At 66.4% G+C, this 16122-nt stretch carries 18 protein-coding genes and 1 pseudogene; 6 read left to right on the forward strand and 13 right to left on the reverse strand.

Annotated features, from left to right (window positions below; genetic code table 11):
* Nucleotides 1-2: 2 nt before the first annotated feature.
* From BN2156_RS19765 to fadD5, 3 genes are all read right to left on the reverse strand, one after another.
* Nucleotides 3-872, reverse strand: a complete 870-nt coding sequence (locus BN2156_RS19765) for an MlaE family ABC transporter permease (protein WP_090516660.1) — start codon at nucleotides 870-872, stop codon at nucleotides 3-5.
* Nucleotide 873: 1 nt separating this feature from the next.
* On the reverse strand, nucleotides 874-1674 hold the full coding sequence (locus BN2156_RS19770; RefSeq protein ID WP_090516661.1) for an MlaE family ABC transporter permease: 801 nt from the start codon (nucleotides 1672-1674) through the stop codon (nucleotides 874-876).
* Nucleotides 1675-1915: 241 nt separating this feature from the next.
* Nucleotides 1916-3505, reverse strand: coding sequence for a fatty-acid--CoA ligase FadD5 (gene fadD5, locus BN2156_RS19775; RefSeq protein ID WP_090516662.1), 1590 nt, complete (start codon nucleotides 3503-3505; stop codon nucleotides 1916-1918).
* A gap of 126 nt (nucleotides 3506-3631) precedes the next feature.
* Between fadD5 and BN2156_RS19780 the strand changes: the two genes are divergently transcribed.
* Complete coding sequence (locus BN2156_RS19780; RefSeq protein ID WP_090516663.1) at nucleotides 3632-4324, forward strand: GntR family transcriptional regulator; 693 nt, start codon at nucleotides 3632-3634, stop codon at nucleotides 4322-4324.
* Between the two features lie 446 nt (nucleotides 4325-4770).
* Nucleotides 4771-5023 (forward strand): annotated as a pseudogene (locus BN2156_RS19785) (hypothetical protein).
* Here the strand turns inward: BN2156_RS19785 and BN2156_RS19790 are convergent.
* Nucleotides 5020-5460 carry an SRPBCC family protein gene (locus BN2156_RS19790; protein ID WP_162490894.1) on the reverse strand — a complete coding sequence of 147 codons (441 nt, stop codon included), beginning with the start codon at nucleotides 5458-5460 and terminating at the stop codon, nucleotides 5020-5022. The pseudogene BN2156_RS19785 and the gene BN2156_RS19790 sit on opposite strands and share 4 nt — an antisense overlap.
* Nucleotides 5429-5893, reverse strand: coding sequence for an acyl-CoA thioesterase (locus BN2156_RS19795; RefSeq protein ID WP_090516665.1), 465 nt, complete (start codon nucleotides 5891-5893; stop codon nucleotides 5429-5431). Before BN2156_RS19795 ends, BN2156_RS19790 begins: the two co-directional genes overlap by 32 nt.
* Nucleotides 5894-5919: 26 nt before the next feature.
* Between BN2156_RS19795 and BN2156_RS19800 the strand changes: the two genes are divergently transcribed.
* On the forward strand, nucleotides 5920-7011 hold the full coding sequence (locus BN2156_RS19800) for an alcohol dehydrogenase catalytic domain-containing protein (RefSeq protein WP_090516666.1): 1092 nt from the start codon (nucleotides 5920-5922) through the stop codon (nucleotides 7009-7011).
* Here the strand turns inward: BN2156_RS19800 and BN2156_RS19805 are convergent.
* Nucleotides 7008-8726, reverse strand: a complete 1719-nt coding sequence (locus BN2156_RS19805) for an acyl-CoA dehydrogenase (protein ID WP_090516667.1) — start codon at nucleotides 8724-8726, stop codon at nucleotides 7008-7010. The two genes, BN2156_RS19800 and BN2156_RS19805, sit on opposite strands and share 4 nt — an antisense overlap.
* 9 nt (nucleotides 8727-8735) lie before the next feature.
* Entirely contained in the window at nucleotides 8736-9617 is an 882-nt protein-coding gene (locus tag BN2156_RS19810; RefSeq protein WP_090516668.1) for a sigma-70 family RNA polymerase sigma factor, read from the reverse strand.
* Nucleotides 9618-9700: 83 nt separating this feature from the next.
* Here BN2156_RS19810 and BN2156_RS19815 point away from each other — a divergent pair, with 83 nt between their 5' ends.
* Nucleotides 9701-10081, forward strand: coding sequence for a DoxX family protein (locus BN2156_RS19815; protein ID WP_090516669.1), 381 nt, complete (start codon nucleotides 9701-9703; stop codon nucleotides 10079-10081).
* On the opposite strand, the gene BN2156_RS19820 is transcribed toward BN2156_RS19815, so the two are convergent.
* Both BN2156_RS19820 and BN2156_RS19825 read right to left on the reverse strand, forming a co-directional pair.
* A complete protein-coding gene (locus tag BN2156_RS19820) occupies nucleotides 10074-10847 on the reverse strand; it encodes an SDR family oxidoreductase (protein WP_090516670.1) in 774 nt (257 codons plus the stop codon). The genes BN2156_RS19815 and BN2156_RS19820 overlap by 8 nt on opposite strands.
* A 5-nt stretch (nucleotides 10848-10852) precedes the next feature.
* Nucleotides 10853-11530: a TetR/AcrR family transcriptional regulator gene (locus BN2156_RS19825; protein WP_090516671.1), complete on the reverse strand. Its 678-nt coding sequence runs from the start codon at nucleotides 11528-11530 to the stop codon at nucleotides 10853-10855.
* 126 nt (nucleotides 11531-11656) lie between these two features.
* Between BN2156_RS19825 and BN2156_RS19830 the strand changes: the two genes are divergently transcribed.
* A complete protein-coding gene (locus BN2156_RS19830; protein ID WP_003883225.1) occupies nucleotides 11657-11767 on the forward strand; it encodes a hypothetical protein in 111 nt (36 codons plus the stop codon).
* Here the strand turns inward: BN2156_RS19830 and BN2156_RS19835 are convergent, their stop codons facing one another.
* Nucleotides 11768-12295, reverse strand: a complete 528-nt coding sequence (locus BN2156_RS19835) for a CGNR zinc finger domain-containing protein (protein ID WP_090516672.1) — start codon at nucleotides 12293-12295, stop codon at nucleotides 11768-11770.
* Between the two features lie 85 nt (nucleotides 12296-12380).
* Between BN2156_RS19835 and BN2156_RS19840 the strand changes: the two genes are divergently transcribed.
* On the forward strand, nucleotides 12381-13241 hold the full coding sequence (locus tag BN2156_RS19840; RefSeq protein WP_090516673.1) for an alpha/beta fold hydrolase: 861 nt from the start codon (nucleotides 12381-12383) through the stop codon (nucleotides 13239-13241).
* A 68-nt stretch (nucleotides 13242-13309) separates the two neighbouring features.
* On the opposite strand, the gene BN2156_RS19845 is transcribed toward BN2156_RS19840, so the two are convergent.
* The 3 genes from BN2156_RS19845 to BN2156_RS19855 are packed head-to-tail and all read right to left on the reverse strand — an operon-like array spanning nucleotide 13310 to nucleotide 15979.
* The gene (locus BN2156_RS19845; RefSeq protein WP_090516674.1) at nucleotides 13310-14098 is read right to left on the reverse strand and encodes an ABC transporter ATP-binding protein; all 789 of its coding nucleotides are present in this window, start codon (nucleotides 14096-14098) and stop codon (nucleotides 13310-13312) included.
* Nucleotides 14079-15119 carry a taurine ABC transporter substrate-binding protein gene (locus BN2156_RS19850; protein WP_090516675.1) on the reverse strand — a complete coding sequence of 347 codons (1041 nt, stop codon included), beginning with the start codon at nucleotides 15117-15119 and terminating at the stop codon, nucleotides 14079-14081. Before BN2156_RS19850 ends, BN2156_RS19845 begins: the two co-directional genes overlap by 20 nt.
* Complete coding sequence (locus tag BN2156_RS19855; RefSeq protein WP_090516676.1) at nucleotides 15116-15979, reverse strand: ABC transporter permease; 864 nt, start codon at nucleotides 15977-15979, stop codon at nucleotides 15116-15118. The genes BN2156_RS19850 and BN2156_RS19855 overlap by 4 nt, the downstream gene beginning before the upstream one ends.
* Between the last annotated feature and the right edge of the window lie 143 nt (nucleotides 15980-16122).

The following is a 16122-nucleotide window of genomic DNA, read 5'->3' on the forward strand; positions in this document are numbered from 1 at the left end:
CGCTACACCGTGAGGTTGAAGTTGGGGTCGGTGCCGTAGAGCGCCAACGATGCCAACAGGACCACCAACACGATTGCGATCAACGAGGTTCGCATCGACCTCCCTACTGCCTCACCCACACCGACGGCACCGCCACTGGCGTAGTAGCCGAAGTAGCAGTGGTTCAACATGACCACGACGGACATGATGATGACCTGAAGGAAGGACCACATCACGTCGTCGACGCGCAGGAACGTATGGAAGTAGTGCTCATACGTACCGACTGACTGCGAGTAGAAGATCGTCGTGACGAACTGCGCAGACAGGAAGGACAGCAGGATCGCCATCGCGTACAGCGGGATGATGACGATCGACCCGGCGATGATCCGGGTGGACACCAGGTACGAGATCGACCTGATGCCCATGACTTCGAGTGCGTCGACCTCTTCGCTGATGCGCATGGCGCCCAGTTCGGCGGTGGCGCCGGCGCCGACTGTGGACGCCAGGGCCTGACCCGTGACGACCGGGGCAACGACGCGGATGTTTGCCAGGGCGGCGAAGAAGCCGGTGAACGCCTCGACGCCGATGTTTCCCAGCGACGCGAAGCCCTGGATGGCGATCAGGGAGCCGGCCGACAGCGTGACGAAACCGATGATGGCCACGGTGCCGCCGATGACGGCCATGGCACCGGTGCCCATGCCGATCTCGGCGACCAGCCGCAGTGCCTCACGGCGGTAGTGCCGGAACGCATGCGGGATCGAACCGAGGGCCTGGACCACGAACCACGCGACGTGGCCCATGCTGTCGAGGAACCGGCCCGGCGTGCCCGCGATGTCTGAGGTGCGCGAGAACGCCCGGGGGAACCGGGAGCGGAGGACTGTTGCGGTACTCATGTCAATGCCCTGTTCCGAACCGCACACCGATGGTGGTGAGCACGACGTTGACTGCGAACAATGCCACCACGCACAGCACCAGGGTCTCGTTCACCGCGGTGCCGACGCCCTTGGAGCCACCGGCCACCGTCAGGCCCCGGTAGCAGCCCACGAGTCCGGCGATCAGGCCGAACAGGGTTGCCTTGACGACCGAGATCATCACCTCGGGGAATCCGGTGAGCAGGGTCAGGGTGGACACGTAGGCGCCGGCGGACACGTTCTGGACATAGACGCCGAAGAAGAAGCCACCGATCAGGCCGATGGTGATCACGGCGCCGTTGAGCATGAAGGCCACGAAGGTAGAGGCGACCACGCGGGGAACGACCAGCCGCTCGATCGGGTCGATGCCCAGCACCTCGAGCGCGTCGATCTCCTCACGCACGGTACGGGCGCCGAGGTCCGCGCAAATCGCGGTCGATCCGGCACCGGCCACCACGAGCACCGTCACCAGCGGACCGAGCTGCGTCACCGCACCCAGTGCGGCACCGGCGCCCGAGACGTCGGCCGCACCGAACTCCGCCAACAGGATGTTGAGCGTGAAGATGATGAGCACGGTCAGCGGGATCGATACCGCGAGCGTGGGCAGGAAGGCCACCCGGATCAGGAACCAGCTCTGCAGCACGAACTCTTTCCACTGGAATGGCCGTGTGAGAAAGGCCTTTCCGGTGAGCACTGTCATCTTGAAGAAGCCACCGACCATAGCCAGCGGCTTCTCCAATTGACCACGTACGTAGCCGACGAGCCCGTCGGCGGGCGCCGTCACCGGTGCGCCCCCTGGACGTGTCGCACGCCCCCTCCTCGTCGCCTATCAGCTTGTGTGATCCGTCTCTCCCTACTCGCGAGTAGTAATTGAGACCACCGGACTGTACCCGATGGAAACCGGGCCGTGCACCGCATCGGGTGGATTGTGCCATCAACTGTTAGCGACAGCATGCAATGACAGCAAACTTTCGCCGCGACCTGCAGAAACCGTTGAAGCGGAGATACTTTCGCAAACGTCAGCGCTACTGGGCGTTGATCGGAGATCCGAACCGTTCCCGGAGTTCCGTCTTGAGCACCTTGCCCGAGGGATTGCGGGGCAGCGCGTCGACGATTTCGAGCGCCTTCGGGTGCTTGTAACGCGCAAGACGTTCGGTGAGGAAGCCGTCGAGATCTCCGAGATCCAGGGCGTCGCCTCGGCTGAGGGCGACCACCGCAACCGGGACCTCGCCCCACTTTTCGTCGTGCCGGCCGATGACCGCCACCTCGGTGATGGCCGGATGAGCGGCCAGGACGTTCTCCACCTCGGCGCAGTAGATGTTCTCGCCGCCGGAGATGATCATGTCCTTCTTGCGGTCGACGACCCAGATGTAGCCTTCCTCGTCCTGGCGGACCAGATCGCCCGAGTGGAACCAGCCGCCGGCGAACGCCTCGGCGGTGGCTTTGGGGTTGTTCCAGTAGCCCGCCATCAAAGTTGGGGCGCGGTAGACGATCTCGCCGACGTCACCGACCGGGACGTCGTTCATGTTCTCGTCCACGATGCGGGCGGAAACGGTGGGGATCACCTGCCCGACGGAACCGAGCTTGCGAATCGCGTCGTCTGCCAACAACATGCAGGTGACCGGAGACATCTCGGTCTGCCCGAACGCGGCGAGGATCTGGCTACCCGGGAACGTCTCCGCCATGGCCCGGAGCAACGTGTCCGAGGCCGGCGCGGCACCCCATGACAGGGACCGCAGGCAAAGATCGCGCGGATTGGCTTTCTGCTCAGCGCAAACCGCCTGCCACTGCGCAGGCACCAGGAAGATGGCGGTCACCTTCTCGGCCGCCAGCACGTCGAGCAGCGCGCCCGGATCGAACGCCCCGAGCGGATAGATCACCGTCGGGAGGCCGAGCGTCATACCGGTGTTCACGTTTCCGGCGACACCGGCGATGTGGAACAGCGGGACGCCGATGAAGCCGACGTCGTTGTTGATGTCGACTCCGGTGGTGAACAGGTTGGTCATGCCCTGCCCGACCAGATTGTTGTGGGTCAGGACCGCGCCCTTGGGCCGGCCGGTGGTGCCCGAGGTGTACATGATCAGCGCGGGGGCGTCGCTGGGGATGTCAACCGGCGGCGCGGGCTCGCCGTCCTCGGCGATCAGGTCCTCGTAGCCCAGTACACCGTCTTCGGTCGGGGCATCGGCCACGATGACCGTCGACAGCGTGGCGTCGAGATCGCGTACCGCCGTGGCGACTCCGGCGAGCACCGGCTCGGTGACAATGACGCGGGCTTCGCAGTCGCTGACGAGGAAGGCGACCTCGGGCGGGGTCATCCGGAAGTTCACCGGGACCGCGATGGCACCGAGCTTGTTGGCCGCCAGCATCGCCTCGATGAACTCGGGGCGGTTCAGCATCAGGATCAGCACCCGGTCGCCGAAGCCGATTCCACGCCGGCTCAGCGCACCGGCCAGCTTGGTCACCCGGCGGTCGAGTTCGCGCCACGTGGTGGTGTGGCCCAGGAACCGCAGGGCGGTCTTTTCGGGCTGCATCATGGCGTGCCGGGTCAGTTGGTTGGCCCAGTTCTGACGACGGGCCAGGTATGGCTGCTCAGTGGGGAACGGCTCGGCAGTCAACGGATCTGTACTCCATCGGTATCGAGTTGCACGAATTTTATATTTGATCAAACATGGGGTTGCCCCGGTCACACTATGGCCTCGGCGCCTCGGCGACAAGCCCACCAGAAAGGCGACCGGATTCGCGTGAATGCACCTGCCAGAGTGGCCGTGCAACGCCGTCGCGGAGGACGGCGCGAGCAACTTTCCGACGAGGTCGCCGCACAGCTGCGCGCCGAGATCATGACCGGTGTTCTGAGGCCCGGGACATTCATCCGGCTCGACGAGACCGCCGCAGCACTCGGGGTGAGCATCACACCGGTGCGGGAGGCCCTGCGCACACTGCGCGGCGAAGGCATGGTGCAGTTGGAGCCGAATCGCGGACACGTCGTCGTGCCGCTGACCCGCGCCGACGTCGAAGACATCTTCTGGCTACAGGCCACCATCGCGCGTGAGCTGGCCGCCACGGCCACGACGCGCATCACCGGGGCCCAGATCGACGAGCTGGAGCAGCTCAACGCCGAACTCGCGGCCGCCGTGAAGGATCACGATCCGGTGGCCATCTCGTCCGCAGAATTCACGTTCCACCGGGCCTTCAACCACGCCAGCGGCCGGATCAAGCTGGCGTGGTTTCTGCTGCATGTCGCGCGTTACCTGCCCGCGCTGATCTATTCGACAGATCCGAAGTGGGGCACCGAAGCCGTCGAGAACCACCGGCTGCTGATCGACGCGTTGCGCCGGCGGGATACGGCGGCCGCCGTCGAGCTCAACGCAAACCAGTTCACCGATGCCGCCCAACGGCTGATCGCGCGCCTCGACCAGATCGGGATGTGGGACTGAGCTGACCCGGATACGGTGAGCCCACCACCTCGGCCACATCGCATGCCCCAGAAGTCACTTCAACACCGATCTCGCGGTGGGTGCCGACGTGCCCGACTGTCAGCGACTATCGAGCGACAATCGCCTCATCGGCATCGTGCGCATCGCCGGTCACGTTGCTTGTTCATACTCAGGCAACTCTGGTCAACAGCAGCCTCGTATGCACCAGATTTCGGCTTGCCCACCTATGAGCGACAGTGTCGCTCATAGGTGGGCAGTGGACTGACGAGGCTGACGGGGCCAGAGATGCCGGAGTGGGAGAACTGGCCAGCGACAATGGGATGGACGTGGCCTATGTGACCGTAGTGGCGGTTGTCGCTGACTTGTCGCTGGCAGCCGGGCACATCGGACATGCGTCCGGAATTCGTGACTGGCGTGACTGTCGGACCCCCTGGCACCGTGACGCCATGGCGGACAAACTCCTGCTGCGGGGCACCAATCTCCGCTACGTGCTCACGATGCAGCTGGTGCAGAACGGCGACCGCTGGGCGCCCATCGAAGGCGATCTCCGACGCCTTGCGGTGGGAGATGAACCACGGCCGGGTCTTGCGGGTCAGGCACGGCCGATATCGCCCAGCCGAGATGCCACGGGCCACCGAGTACCGCATCCGCAATCGCGTACTGGAGCTGCGGGCTGCCGCCGCCGACCGCGCGGCCTAGGCGGACAGCTGCTGCACCCTGCCGACGAGGGCGTTGGACAGGTGGTCCAGGGTGTCGCCGATGAGCTTCTTGACCATCATGGCCGGGATCGGCAGCTTCACCTCGACCTCGAGGTCAACCTGAAGCAGCGTGCTGTTCGGGCCGAGTGGCACGACCGAGAAGCGCTGCTCCTGCTTGGTGAAGTGATCACCCTGCTGCAGCACGGTGAAGATCTGGTTCTCCGCCGGGTAGTAGACCGCGTTGATGAAGACGCCGGACTGACCCTGGATCTCGACGTCGAGCCGCAACTGGCTGGGGCGGCCGTCGTCGTAGCGGGCCAGGATCCAGCAGCCCTTGATCTCGGGGTTCCACTGCGGATAGGCCTCGAAATCGGCGACGATCGCCATGATCTGCTCGGCAGGGGCTTCAACCTCGACGGTCTTGCTCACGAGTGGCATCCGGCGAGCATATCGACTGCAGCAGGTCGCGGATCACGTCGGGAATCGGTACCGGGCGGCGCGTGGACCGGTCGACGTACACGTGCACCCAGTGGCCGACGGCCGCGACCGGCCCGTCCGGTTCGAACAGTCCGAGCCGATAGGTCACGCTGCTGTTGCCCAGCCGGGTCACTGCCAGACCGACCACCAGTGGATCGGGAAACTTCAACTCGGCGTAGTAGCGGCACCCGGACTCGGCGACCACGCCGAGCCAGGGTGCGTTGACCGGATCGACGTCGCAGTTGGTGTTGATCCAGGCGTTGATCGCCGTGTCGAACAGCTCGTAGTACACCGCGTTGTTGAGGTGGCCGAACATGTCGTTGTCGGTCCATCGGGTCAGTACTGGCCAGTGCAACGGAAAGTCTGCGCGGGTCAATTCAGCTCCGTCGGTCATTCCGGAAGTCTGACAGGCTGGTCGACATGTTGATCCGCGGAGCCGTCCTCGAGCACATCGGCCTAGCCCGCCCGTACGCCGCGTCGCAGCCGATCCAGGTGAGCGACCTTGAGCTGGCCGGCCCTGGTCCGGGTGAACTGCTGGTGCGCATCGAGGCCGCCGGCCTGTGCCATTCCGATCTGTCGGTGGTGGATGGCAACCGGGTGCGGCCGGTCCCGATGCTGCTGGGCCACGAGGCCGCCGGAATCATCCAGGCGGGTGACACCGATCTGCCGGTGGGACAACGGGTGGTCATGACGTTCCTGCCGCGGTGCGGACACTGCTCCGCATGTGCCACCGACGGGCTGACGCCGTGCGGCCCAGGATCGGCCGCCAACGGAGCGGGCACCCTGATGAACGGCGACATCCGGCTGACCCGTGACGGCGAGCCGGTGTTCCATCACCTCGGGGTGTCCGGTTTCGCCACCCACGCCGTCGTCGACCGCCGGTCGGTGGTGCCCGTCCCCGGCGATGTGCCCGCGACGGTGGCCTCGCTGTTGGGTTGCGCGGTGCTCACCGGCGGCGGCGCCGTGCTCAATGTGGGCAAACCACATCCCGGCCAGACCGTGGCGGTCGTCGGCCTGGGTGGTGTCGGCATGGCGGCGGCCATGACCGCGCTGGCCCACGACGACGTCCGTGTCATCGGCGTGGACCAGTTGCCCGACAAACTCGACCGGGCCCGTGAACTCGGCGTCCACGAGACCTACACGCCCGAGCAGGCAGCCGACCTCAAGGCCGACGTGGTGATCGAGGCCGCCGGCCACCCCGCCGCGCTGGAAACCGCGATCGCGCTCACCGGCCCCGGCGGCCGCACGATCACCGTGGGACTGCCCCGTCCGGACGCCCGGATCTCGGTGTCGCCGTTGGGTTTCGTGGCCGAAGGCCGGTCACTGATCGGCAGCTACCTGGGCTCGGCGGTGCCGTCACGCGACATCCCGCGGTTTGTCGAACTCTGGCGGGCCGGCCGGCTGCCCGTCGAGCAGCTGGTGTCCTCCACCATCACCCTCGACCAGATCAACACCGGCATGGACGAGCTGGCCGACGGACGGGCCGTACGCCAGATCATCGAGTTCGATTAGAACCAGCTGTCCCGCATCTGCAGCGTGGTGCGGTCGAGGCTCTCCAGCAAGTCCAATTGTGGTGCGGTCTTGGGTAGTTCGTAGCGGAAGAAAAACCGGGCCGCCTGTCGCTTGCCGTCATAGAAATCCCCGGCCCGGCCTTCGGCGGCAAGCAACTGCTCCAGCCAGATCCAGGCCACCACGATGTGCCCGAACGCCTCCAGGTACACGGCGCTGTTCGCCATCGCGGCCTCGACGTCACCGGAGGTGAACATCGCGCCGGTGACCTCGACCAGCCGCCGCCAGGCGGCGTCGAGCTGATCTGCCAATTCCGGGGCCGCCTCGCGGGCAGCCGTCACGGTGGCAGCGACGCGCTCCCCCAGCGCCGCCAAACTGGCCCCGCCGTTTTGGGTCACCTTGCGGCCCAACAGGTCCAGGCTCTGGATGCCGTGCGTGCCCTCGTGGATCGGGTTGAGCCGGTTGTCGCGGTAGTGCTGTTCAACGTCGTATTCGCGGGTGTAGCCGTAGCCGCCGTGCACCTGGATCGCCAGGCTGTTGGCTTCCACGCACCATTGCGACGGCCAGCTCTTGGCGACCGGGGTGAGAATGTCGAGCACCGCGGCGTCATCGGCGGACCCAATATCGACCAGCTTGGCGCAGTACAGTGCCAGCGCGAGCCCGCCCTCGACATATGCCTTCTGCGCCAAGAGCATTCGCTTGACATCGGCGTGCTCGATGATCGGCACCTGAGGCGTCGACGGATCCTTGACGCCCATGGGCCGGCCCTGCGGACGCTCCCGCGCATACTCCAGCGACTTGAGATAACCCGTGTAACCCAGCGCCACGGCGCCCATCCCCACGCCGAGGCGGGCCTCGTTCATCATGTGGAACATGTAGACGATGCCGCGGTGCGGCTCCCCGACCAGGTAACCGACCGCGCCGTCGAAGTTCAGCACGGTGTTGGTGATACCGCGTTGTCCCATCTTGTGATTGAGCCCCGAGATGGCCACCCCGTTGCGGGAGCCGTCGGCCAGGAACTTCGGCACGATGAACAGCGATATGCCCTTGGTGCCGGCCGGGCCGCCGGGGATCTTGGCCAGCACCAGGTTGACGATGTTCTCGGTCATTTCGTGTTCGGCGCCCGAGATCCACATCTTCGACCCGAACAGCCGGTAACTGCCGTCGGGCTGCGGTTCGGCACGCGTGGTGATGTCGGCCAGTGATGATCCGGCCTGCGTCTCCGACAGCGCCATCGTCCCCGAGAAGCGGCCCGCCAGCATGGGTTTGACGAACTGTTCGATCTGCTCGGGCGAGCCGAAGCGGGCCAGCAGATTGGCATTGGCGATGGTCAGCATCAGATAGCCCGACGTCGACACGTTGGCCGCGGAGATCCACGCGAACGCGGCCTGCGCGACGGTGGCGGGCAGCTGCGCCCCACCGAGTTCGTCGTCGAAACCCATGGCCAGCAGGTCGGCCGCGGCGAAGGCATCCCACGCCTCTTTCACCTCAGGGATCAGCGTGACGGCCTCCCCGTCGAACGTGGGCTCGTTGGCGTCGCTGAGCTTGTTGTGCGGCGCGAAGTAGCGGGTCGCGAGTTGCTCGCACAGATCGAGCACGCCGTCGAAGGTTTCGCGGGAGTGTTCGGTGAATCGGTCCAGCGTCGTGAGCTTTTCGACGTCCAGCCACTCGTAGAGCAGGAAATCCAGGTCTCGGCGGGAGAGGATCGTCGACTTCATGCGGCCAGGTTAATCGGCAGCGGGCGGCTCGGGCAGGGACATCCGGGCCAGCCGTCGTGGATCGAGGATCGACACGATCCCGACCAGTCGGCCCCCGTCGACGACGCACGCCATCACGCTGAGCGGACGACCGCTCGGCCCCCACGCCAGGATCCCCGGCTCGCCGTTCACCGACACGCGCCGGGCCACGACGTGGGTCCCCTGGCCGCGCCGGACCGCGGCGATGACGGCGTCGGATCCGGTCCCGACGGTTACGCCGGCGGCGGTGTACCGCTGCCAGGTGACGTCGGGATCGAGCACGCGCAGCAGTGCGTCGAAGTCGCCGTCGCGGGCGGCGGCCAGGAAGGCGTCGACGACCGCACGTTGCTCCTGTTTCCGGCGGCGGCTGCCGGCGGGCGGCGGCACGTCCTGAACCTTGCGGCGCGCGCGGCTGGCCATCATCTTGACGGCGTCGCTGGACCTGTCGAGGATCTGCCCGATCTCGGCGAACGGCACAGCGAACATGTCGTGCAGGACGAACGCGAGGCGTTCGTCGGGGCGTAACGAGCCCAGCACGACGAGCATCGCCAGCCCGACCGAGTCCGCGAGCACCGCGGCATCCTCCGGGGTGTCGACGTCCTCGGTGACGACGAGTTCCGGAAAGTCGGCAGCCGGCGACACCTCGGCGCGGCTGCTGCGCGAACGCAGCGTGTCGATACAGATACGACCCACCACGGTCGTCAGCCAACCGGCGATGTTCTCGATCGAGTCCGTGTCCTGGCGGGACAGGCGTAGCCACGCTTCCTGGACGGCGTCCTCGGCGTCGGCCTGGGAGCCGAGGACGCGGTGGGCCACCGCAAGCAGCCGCGGGCGCTGTTCTTCGAATGTCTCGGCCAGTGATGCGTCGGACATCGTCTGTTACCTCTCCTCGCGCGGATCCGTCATATAGGTGACGAGTCGGCAGGGCCCGACGTAACCACGAAACGGAGCGAGCAATGCACACCACCCTCTGGATCATCACCATCGTCGCGGCAGTGGCCTACGTGATCGGTGGCGCCAGCCTGCTGTTCATGTCGCGGGAGAAGTACCGGTCGCTGGGCAGCAATCAGCATTGGGTCGACGACTTCGGTGACGGCCACCTGAAGGCGATCGCGCTCATCAAACTGACCGGCGGGATCGGCCTGGTACTCCCCGTTGCGACGGGTATCGCACCGGTGCTGACCCCGGTGGCCGCCTGCGGCCTGGCGCTTTTCATGGCCGGTGCGGCGACGACCAGATTCCGCCGCAGCGAGTGGCCTTACATGGCCGGCGACATGGTCTTCATCGGCGTGTTCGCCTTCTTGGCCTGGGGCTGGTTCACCCTGCCCGTCACCTGATGGTGCTCACACCGCCGTCGACCGGGATGACCGCGCCGGTGATGTAGGCGCTGGCCCGGCTGGCCAGGAACACCGAGATACCGGCGATGTCGTCGGGTTGCCCGATACGCCCGAGTGGCAGGGCCGACCCGACGGCATCGGACCCGGCGCGCAACATCTCCTTGGTCATCCGCGATTCGAACAGGCCCGGCGCGATCGCGTTGACGAGGATCTTCGGGGCGAGCTCACCGGCGAGATGCTTGGTCAGCATGTGCACGGCGGCCTTGCTGGCGCTGTAGGAGAAGTTGTCGCGGCCCTTGCCCGGCGCGACGATGCCGTCGATGCTGCCGGTGTTGATCACGCGGGCCGGATCGTCCTCGGCGGCAGCGGCATTCAACAACGGCGTGAGCGCTCGCGTCAGCAGGAACACGCCTTTGACGTTGACGTCGTAGACCTTGTCGAACCCGGACTCCGGGAACTCGTCGTACGGCGCGCCCCAGGCGGCGCCGGCGTTGTTGAACAGCGCGTGGATCTTGTCCTCGCGTCCGGTCACCGCCGCGGTGAGTGCGGCGACGCCTTCTGCCGTTCCCAGGTCGGCCGGCACCGCGGAGACGCGGCCCAACGGGGACAACGCATCCACGGCGGCGGCCAGTTCGGCCTCCTTGCGGCTGGAGAGGTACACCGACGCCCCGGCCTGCAGCAGGCCACGGGCCATCATCAGGCCGATACCGCGGCCGCCGCCGGTGACGACGGCGACCTTGCCGTCCAGTCGGAACAGATCAGTCATGGGTTCTAGGCCTTTTCTTCGATCTCGACACCCAGCGGGGATTCGTTGCGGATCCCGTCATCGCGGATCAGTCCGCGCAGCAGCGCGGTGCTGAACTCCACGGCGATCTCCTTGGCGGTACGTCGGCCGTGCGGTCGCAACCAGCGGTAGGAGCCGAGCGTCATCCCGATGTAGCCGAGGGCAAGGACATGCGAATCGCAGTCGTAGAACTCGCCGCTGGCGATGCCGCGGTCGATCACGTCACGGACATGCTCGTAGACCTGAGTCTCGGCCCGCCGGATGTAGGCCACCTGCTCCTCGGTGAACCACTCGGTGATGTAGGGGCCCTCCTGGAAGTACACCGCGGCCTTCTCGAGGTCGTTGGCGATACCGGTGAGCAGCCGCCGGGTGAAGTGGTACAGGGTTTCGCGCGCCGATGCGGTCGGGTCGTCGTGCAGCGCCTCCACGGTGAAGTCCGCCGTGCTCTTGTACAGGTCGTAGAGGATCAACGACTTACTGGCGTAATAGTGGTAGACCGTGGCCTTGTTCAGCCCGACGGCCTCGGCGACGTCGTCCATCCGGGTGCCGTGGTACCCGCGGGCGGCGAACAGTTTGGCCGCAACGGTCAGCAGTTCATCGCGGCGGGATGTCCCGTTGGCAGCCGCGCCTCCGCGGCTCCGGCCGCCCTCTGCATCGGATGACATAGCACACTCACTATCAGCATCGCCCGGACCTTGCCCAGGAAATCAATCAACTAGATGGTTGAAGAGTGTAGGCAATTCCCGTCGCGACCCTGTTCCGGCCTTGCCATATACGTCTAGACTCCGGGCATGGATCCGAATCCTGACTACGACCTCAGCGACGAGAGCGACTTCTTCTTTCCGTGGCTGGCCTGGGGTCTGCGTGGCGTCTACCCGCCGCCGGCCTACCCCCCGGTGTGATCAGGGCAGTCCGTCAGTCTTCGCAGACTTCACGCGCTGGTGATGCCGGCGCGCCTTCATACGATTTCCGCAGGTAGCCATCGAGCACCAGCGAGCGGTGTTCGGCTTGCTGCGGTCGATCAGAAACAACCGGCAGTCCGGATTTCCGCACGCGCGTAACCGGCCCGGATTCGTCGCGCGCACAGCGTCCCAGGCCAGGATCGCCCGCACGGCGCCGCGCCTGCCGTGGTCGGCATCGATGTCCCACCTCAAACCGTTCTCGGTCGCGTGTGCCCGCAATGCCGCCTCATCGAGAAACGACTCCACAGCGACCGCCGACCCGGTCCCGCGCACCACGGCCTGAAGCACGTTCCGGGCCGCGATCAACTCTGCCAGTTCGGCTTCGGCCATCCCGTGCTCGTCGAGCCAGGCCCGTGCCTGCGCCGGTTCGGCGAGCACGTCGCGCTGCCTTCCATCGACCACCGGCGTGGTGTTGAGCAGATCGAGCAGCAAGACCTCGTCGTGCAGGCCCACCTCCAGAAGCTCCATATCTAACCTCCAAATGACTATTGACAGGTTATGCCGTCCGGCGTTAGATGTCACTAACCACTAAAACTAGTTAAAGGAGTTAGACATGACCGTCCACCATCGCTACACCACCGTCGACGGGCAGCGGCTGTTCTACCGCGAGGCCGGCGCCCCGGATGCCCCGGTGATCGTGCTGCTGCACGGCTTCCCGACGAGCTCGTACATGTTCCGCGACCTCATCCCGCGACTGGCCGAGCGCTACCACGTCATCGCCCCCGACCACCTGGGCTACGGGCACTCCGACGCCCCGGCGGCCACCGAGTTCGACTACACCTTCGACGCACTGGCCGACCTCACCGAAGGCCTGCTCGGCCAGCTCGGGGTGTCCCGCTATGCGATCTACGTCCAGGACTACGGCGCGCCGATCGGCTGGCGCCTGGCCCTGCGGCATCCGGAGGCCATCACCGCGATCGTCAGCCAGAACGGCAACGGCTACGACGAAGGTTTCGTCGAGAGCTTCTGGAACGGCGTGTGGGCCTACCAGCGTGAGCAGACCCCCGAGACCGAGGCCGGAGTGCGGACCGCGCTGAGCGTCGACGGCATCAAATGGCAGTACCTGACCGGCGTCGCCGACGAGACCCTGGTCAGCCCGGACACCTGGGTGCACGACGCGGCGATGGTCTCCCGCCCGGGCAATGATCTGGTGCAGCTCAAGCTGTTCCGCGACTACGCGACCAACGCGCCGCTGTACCCCACGCTGCACGAATACCTGCGCAGCAGCGGCGTTCCCGTGCTCGCGGTGTGGGGTGAGGGCGATCCGATCTTCGGCCCCGACGGGGCGCGGGCCTTCGCCAAGGACGCCGTCGACGCGGAGATCCACCTGCTCGACGGCGGGCACTTCCTGCTGGAGACGCACGGTGAGCAGGTCGCCGCATTGATCGACGAGTTCCTGCAGCGACGCGCCTGACGCGAGAGTGACGCCAGGGTCGTTACCCGTGAGGTTTACGACCATGGCGTCACTTTCGGCATCAATACCTATGCGGCGGCCAGCTTGACCGCCTCACTGACATCGGTCCGCAACTTGAGGTACTCCGGCGAGCGGCGCAGTTCATGCGCGTCGACGCCGGTGCGCGGCAGTTCCACCGGCAGGTCCAGCGCGATCTTGCCCGGCCGCCGCGTCAACACCACGATCCGGGAGCCTAGGAACGCGGCCTCGTCGGCGCTGTGCGTCACGAAAACCGTTGTGCGACCGGACTCAGCGCTCACCTGTCGCACATCCTCCTGCAACCGCTCGCGGGTCAGCGCATCCAGAGCCGCGAACGGCTCGTCCAGCAGGAACAGCGGGGTCTCGGCGGCCAGCGCCCGCGCGATCGCCACACGCTGCTGTTGGCCGCCACTGATCTCCCAGATCTTGCGTTTGGCGGTGCCCTCCAGCCCGACACGTTCCAGCAGTTCCTCACGCCGCTCGGCCCGCCGCTCACGCGGTACCTTGGCGTACTTGAGCGCCAGGTCGACATTGCCGCCGACGGTGCGCCACGGGAACAGCCGGGGCTGCTGGAACACCACGCCCGAGGTCACCCCGGGCGTCGGCGGTGTACCCGCCACGTGAACCTCACCCTCGGAAGGGGTTTCGAACCCGGCGATCAGACGCAGCAGGGTGCTCTTGCCACAGCCCGACGCCCCCACCAGGACCAGGAACGAGCCCGGCTCGACGTGCAGATCCAGCGGACCGAGCGCGGTCACCTCATCCGCGCCACGGCCGTAGCGATGTGCGACATTGCTGATCTTCAGGCCGCCGGGGGCGTCACTGCGCGGCGATGACATCCGGCAGCCCCTTGGTGTATATGGCGTCCTTGAACGTCTGCAGCGGCGCGGCCGCCGGGATCTGCTTCTGATCCGCCAGGAACTGCGATGCGCTCTGCAGGTTGGCCGCGAGGTTGCCCGGTGCGCCGTCGGTTCCCAGCCACTCGGGTGAGGCCACCTCGGCGGGCGTCAGGTAGACGCCCTGCTTGAGCTGTCCCGCAACGTCTTCCGGGCTGAGCCCGACCTCAGCCGCGATTGCCTTGGCCGCGGCCTGCGGGTCGTTCTTGATCACGTTCAGCGCGCGGGCCTGCTGCTGGCGCCAGATGTCGACGACCTCGGGATGGGCGGAGGAGAACTCGTCGGAGACGGCGGCCAGATCGAGCGTGGGCTTGCCGTCCTTGGCCAGCTGCCGGCTGGTGATCAGGTCCTTGCCGGTCTTGCGCAGCTGGTCCAGCGTCGGAAGCCAGCTGTACGCCGCGGCGATGTCTCCCCGCTCCCAGGCCGCCAGGATGGCCTGCGGCTGGAGGTCGATCAGCTGAACATCACTGGGCGACAAGCCGTTCTGCGCCAGGGCCGCCAGCAGACTGTAATGCGCGGTGGACGCGAACGGGGTGGCGACGCGCTTGCCGCGCAAGTCGGCGATCGAGTTGACGCCGGCGCCGTCACGGGCCACCAGGGCCTCGTTGTCACCGGCGACGTCCAGCACGAAGGCCACCTGGTACGGAATGTTCAGCGGGGCCGACAATCCGCGGGCCACCGGGCTGGAGCCCAGGGCACCGAAGTCCAGCTCCTTGGCGATGAACGCGGTGTTCACGTCGGCCCCGGAGTCGAACTTGGTCCACTTGATGTTGTAGTCCGGCAGTGCCTCTTCGAGCCACTTGTTGTTCTTGACGATCAGATCCCCACTCGGAAAGGATTGGTAGCCAAGGCGAATGGTGGGCTTGGCAGGATCGTTGCCGTTCCCCCCGTCCTGGCCCACCGCGCAGCCGGCCAGGGCCAGCGTTGCGGCAGCCAGCACTGTGAGCAGCTTCGTCAGTCTCATATCTTCCCTCTCCATGGGACGGCCCGTCGCTCGACAGCCCGCAAACCTCCGTCGATGACCAGTCCCGAGATCCCGATGGCGAAGATCCCGACCAGCACGACCGGCGTGTTGTTGTAATTGCTTGCGTCCTTGACCAATCCGCCGATGCCGGGGATGCCGTTGAACAGTTCGGCAGCCACCACCGACGAGTACGCCATCCCGACGGCCAGCCGGATTCCGGTGAAGGTTTCCGGCAGCGCCGATGGCACCACGACGTCGCGGATGACCTGTGCCCGTGACGCTCCCAATGCCCGGGCCGCCTCCTGCAGCCCGATGGGAGCGGCGACCACAGCGGCCGTCGTGGCCACCGCGGCCGGCGGCAGGGCGGCCAGCGCGAGCAGCGTGATCTTGGGTGCCTCGTCGATGCCGAGCCAGATCACCAGCAGAAAGAAGTAGGCCAGCGGGGGCAGGGCGCGCAGGAATGTCAGCCATGGTTCGAGCACGCTGCGCAGCCAAGCGACCGAACCCATCAACAGGCCCAGCAGAACTCCGACCACCACGCCGATGACGACACCGGCCAGCACTCGGCGCAGCGTCATATAGAGGTGCTCGTAGAGGAGGTATCCGGCGTACCCGCGGGCGCCGTCATGGGTGGTCGAGACGTCGACGAAGGCGCGCCAGACCGCGGACGGATACGGCACGAATGTCTGGTTCCAGATGCCGGCCAAGGCGACCAGCTGCCACACCACGAAGAACACCACGACCGACAGCAGCGGCAAGGCGGATCGGGTCAGCCGGGCGCGCCAGGGGTTGGTGGACGGTGCGGGACGTGGCGGACCGGTTTCGGTCTCACCCGGGACGATGTCGACGAACACAGACACTGTGGGCAGCTTTCTGTTGCTGAAGGCAGGGGGTGGCGATTGGCTTCAGCGACAACAGCAACCGGGCAGCGTTGGGTTCACCCGGGTATTGGTACCGACATCAGCCCGGTGCGAGAAGGGCTGAAATCGCGGTGAGTTTATTG

Source organism: Mycolicibacterium neworleansense (genome assembly GCF_001245615.1).
Taxonomy (GTDB): Bacteria; Actinomycetota; Actinomycetes; order Mycobacteriales; family Mycobacteriaceae; genus Mycobacterium; species Mycobacterium neworleansense.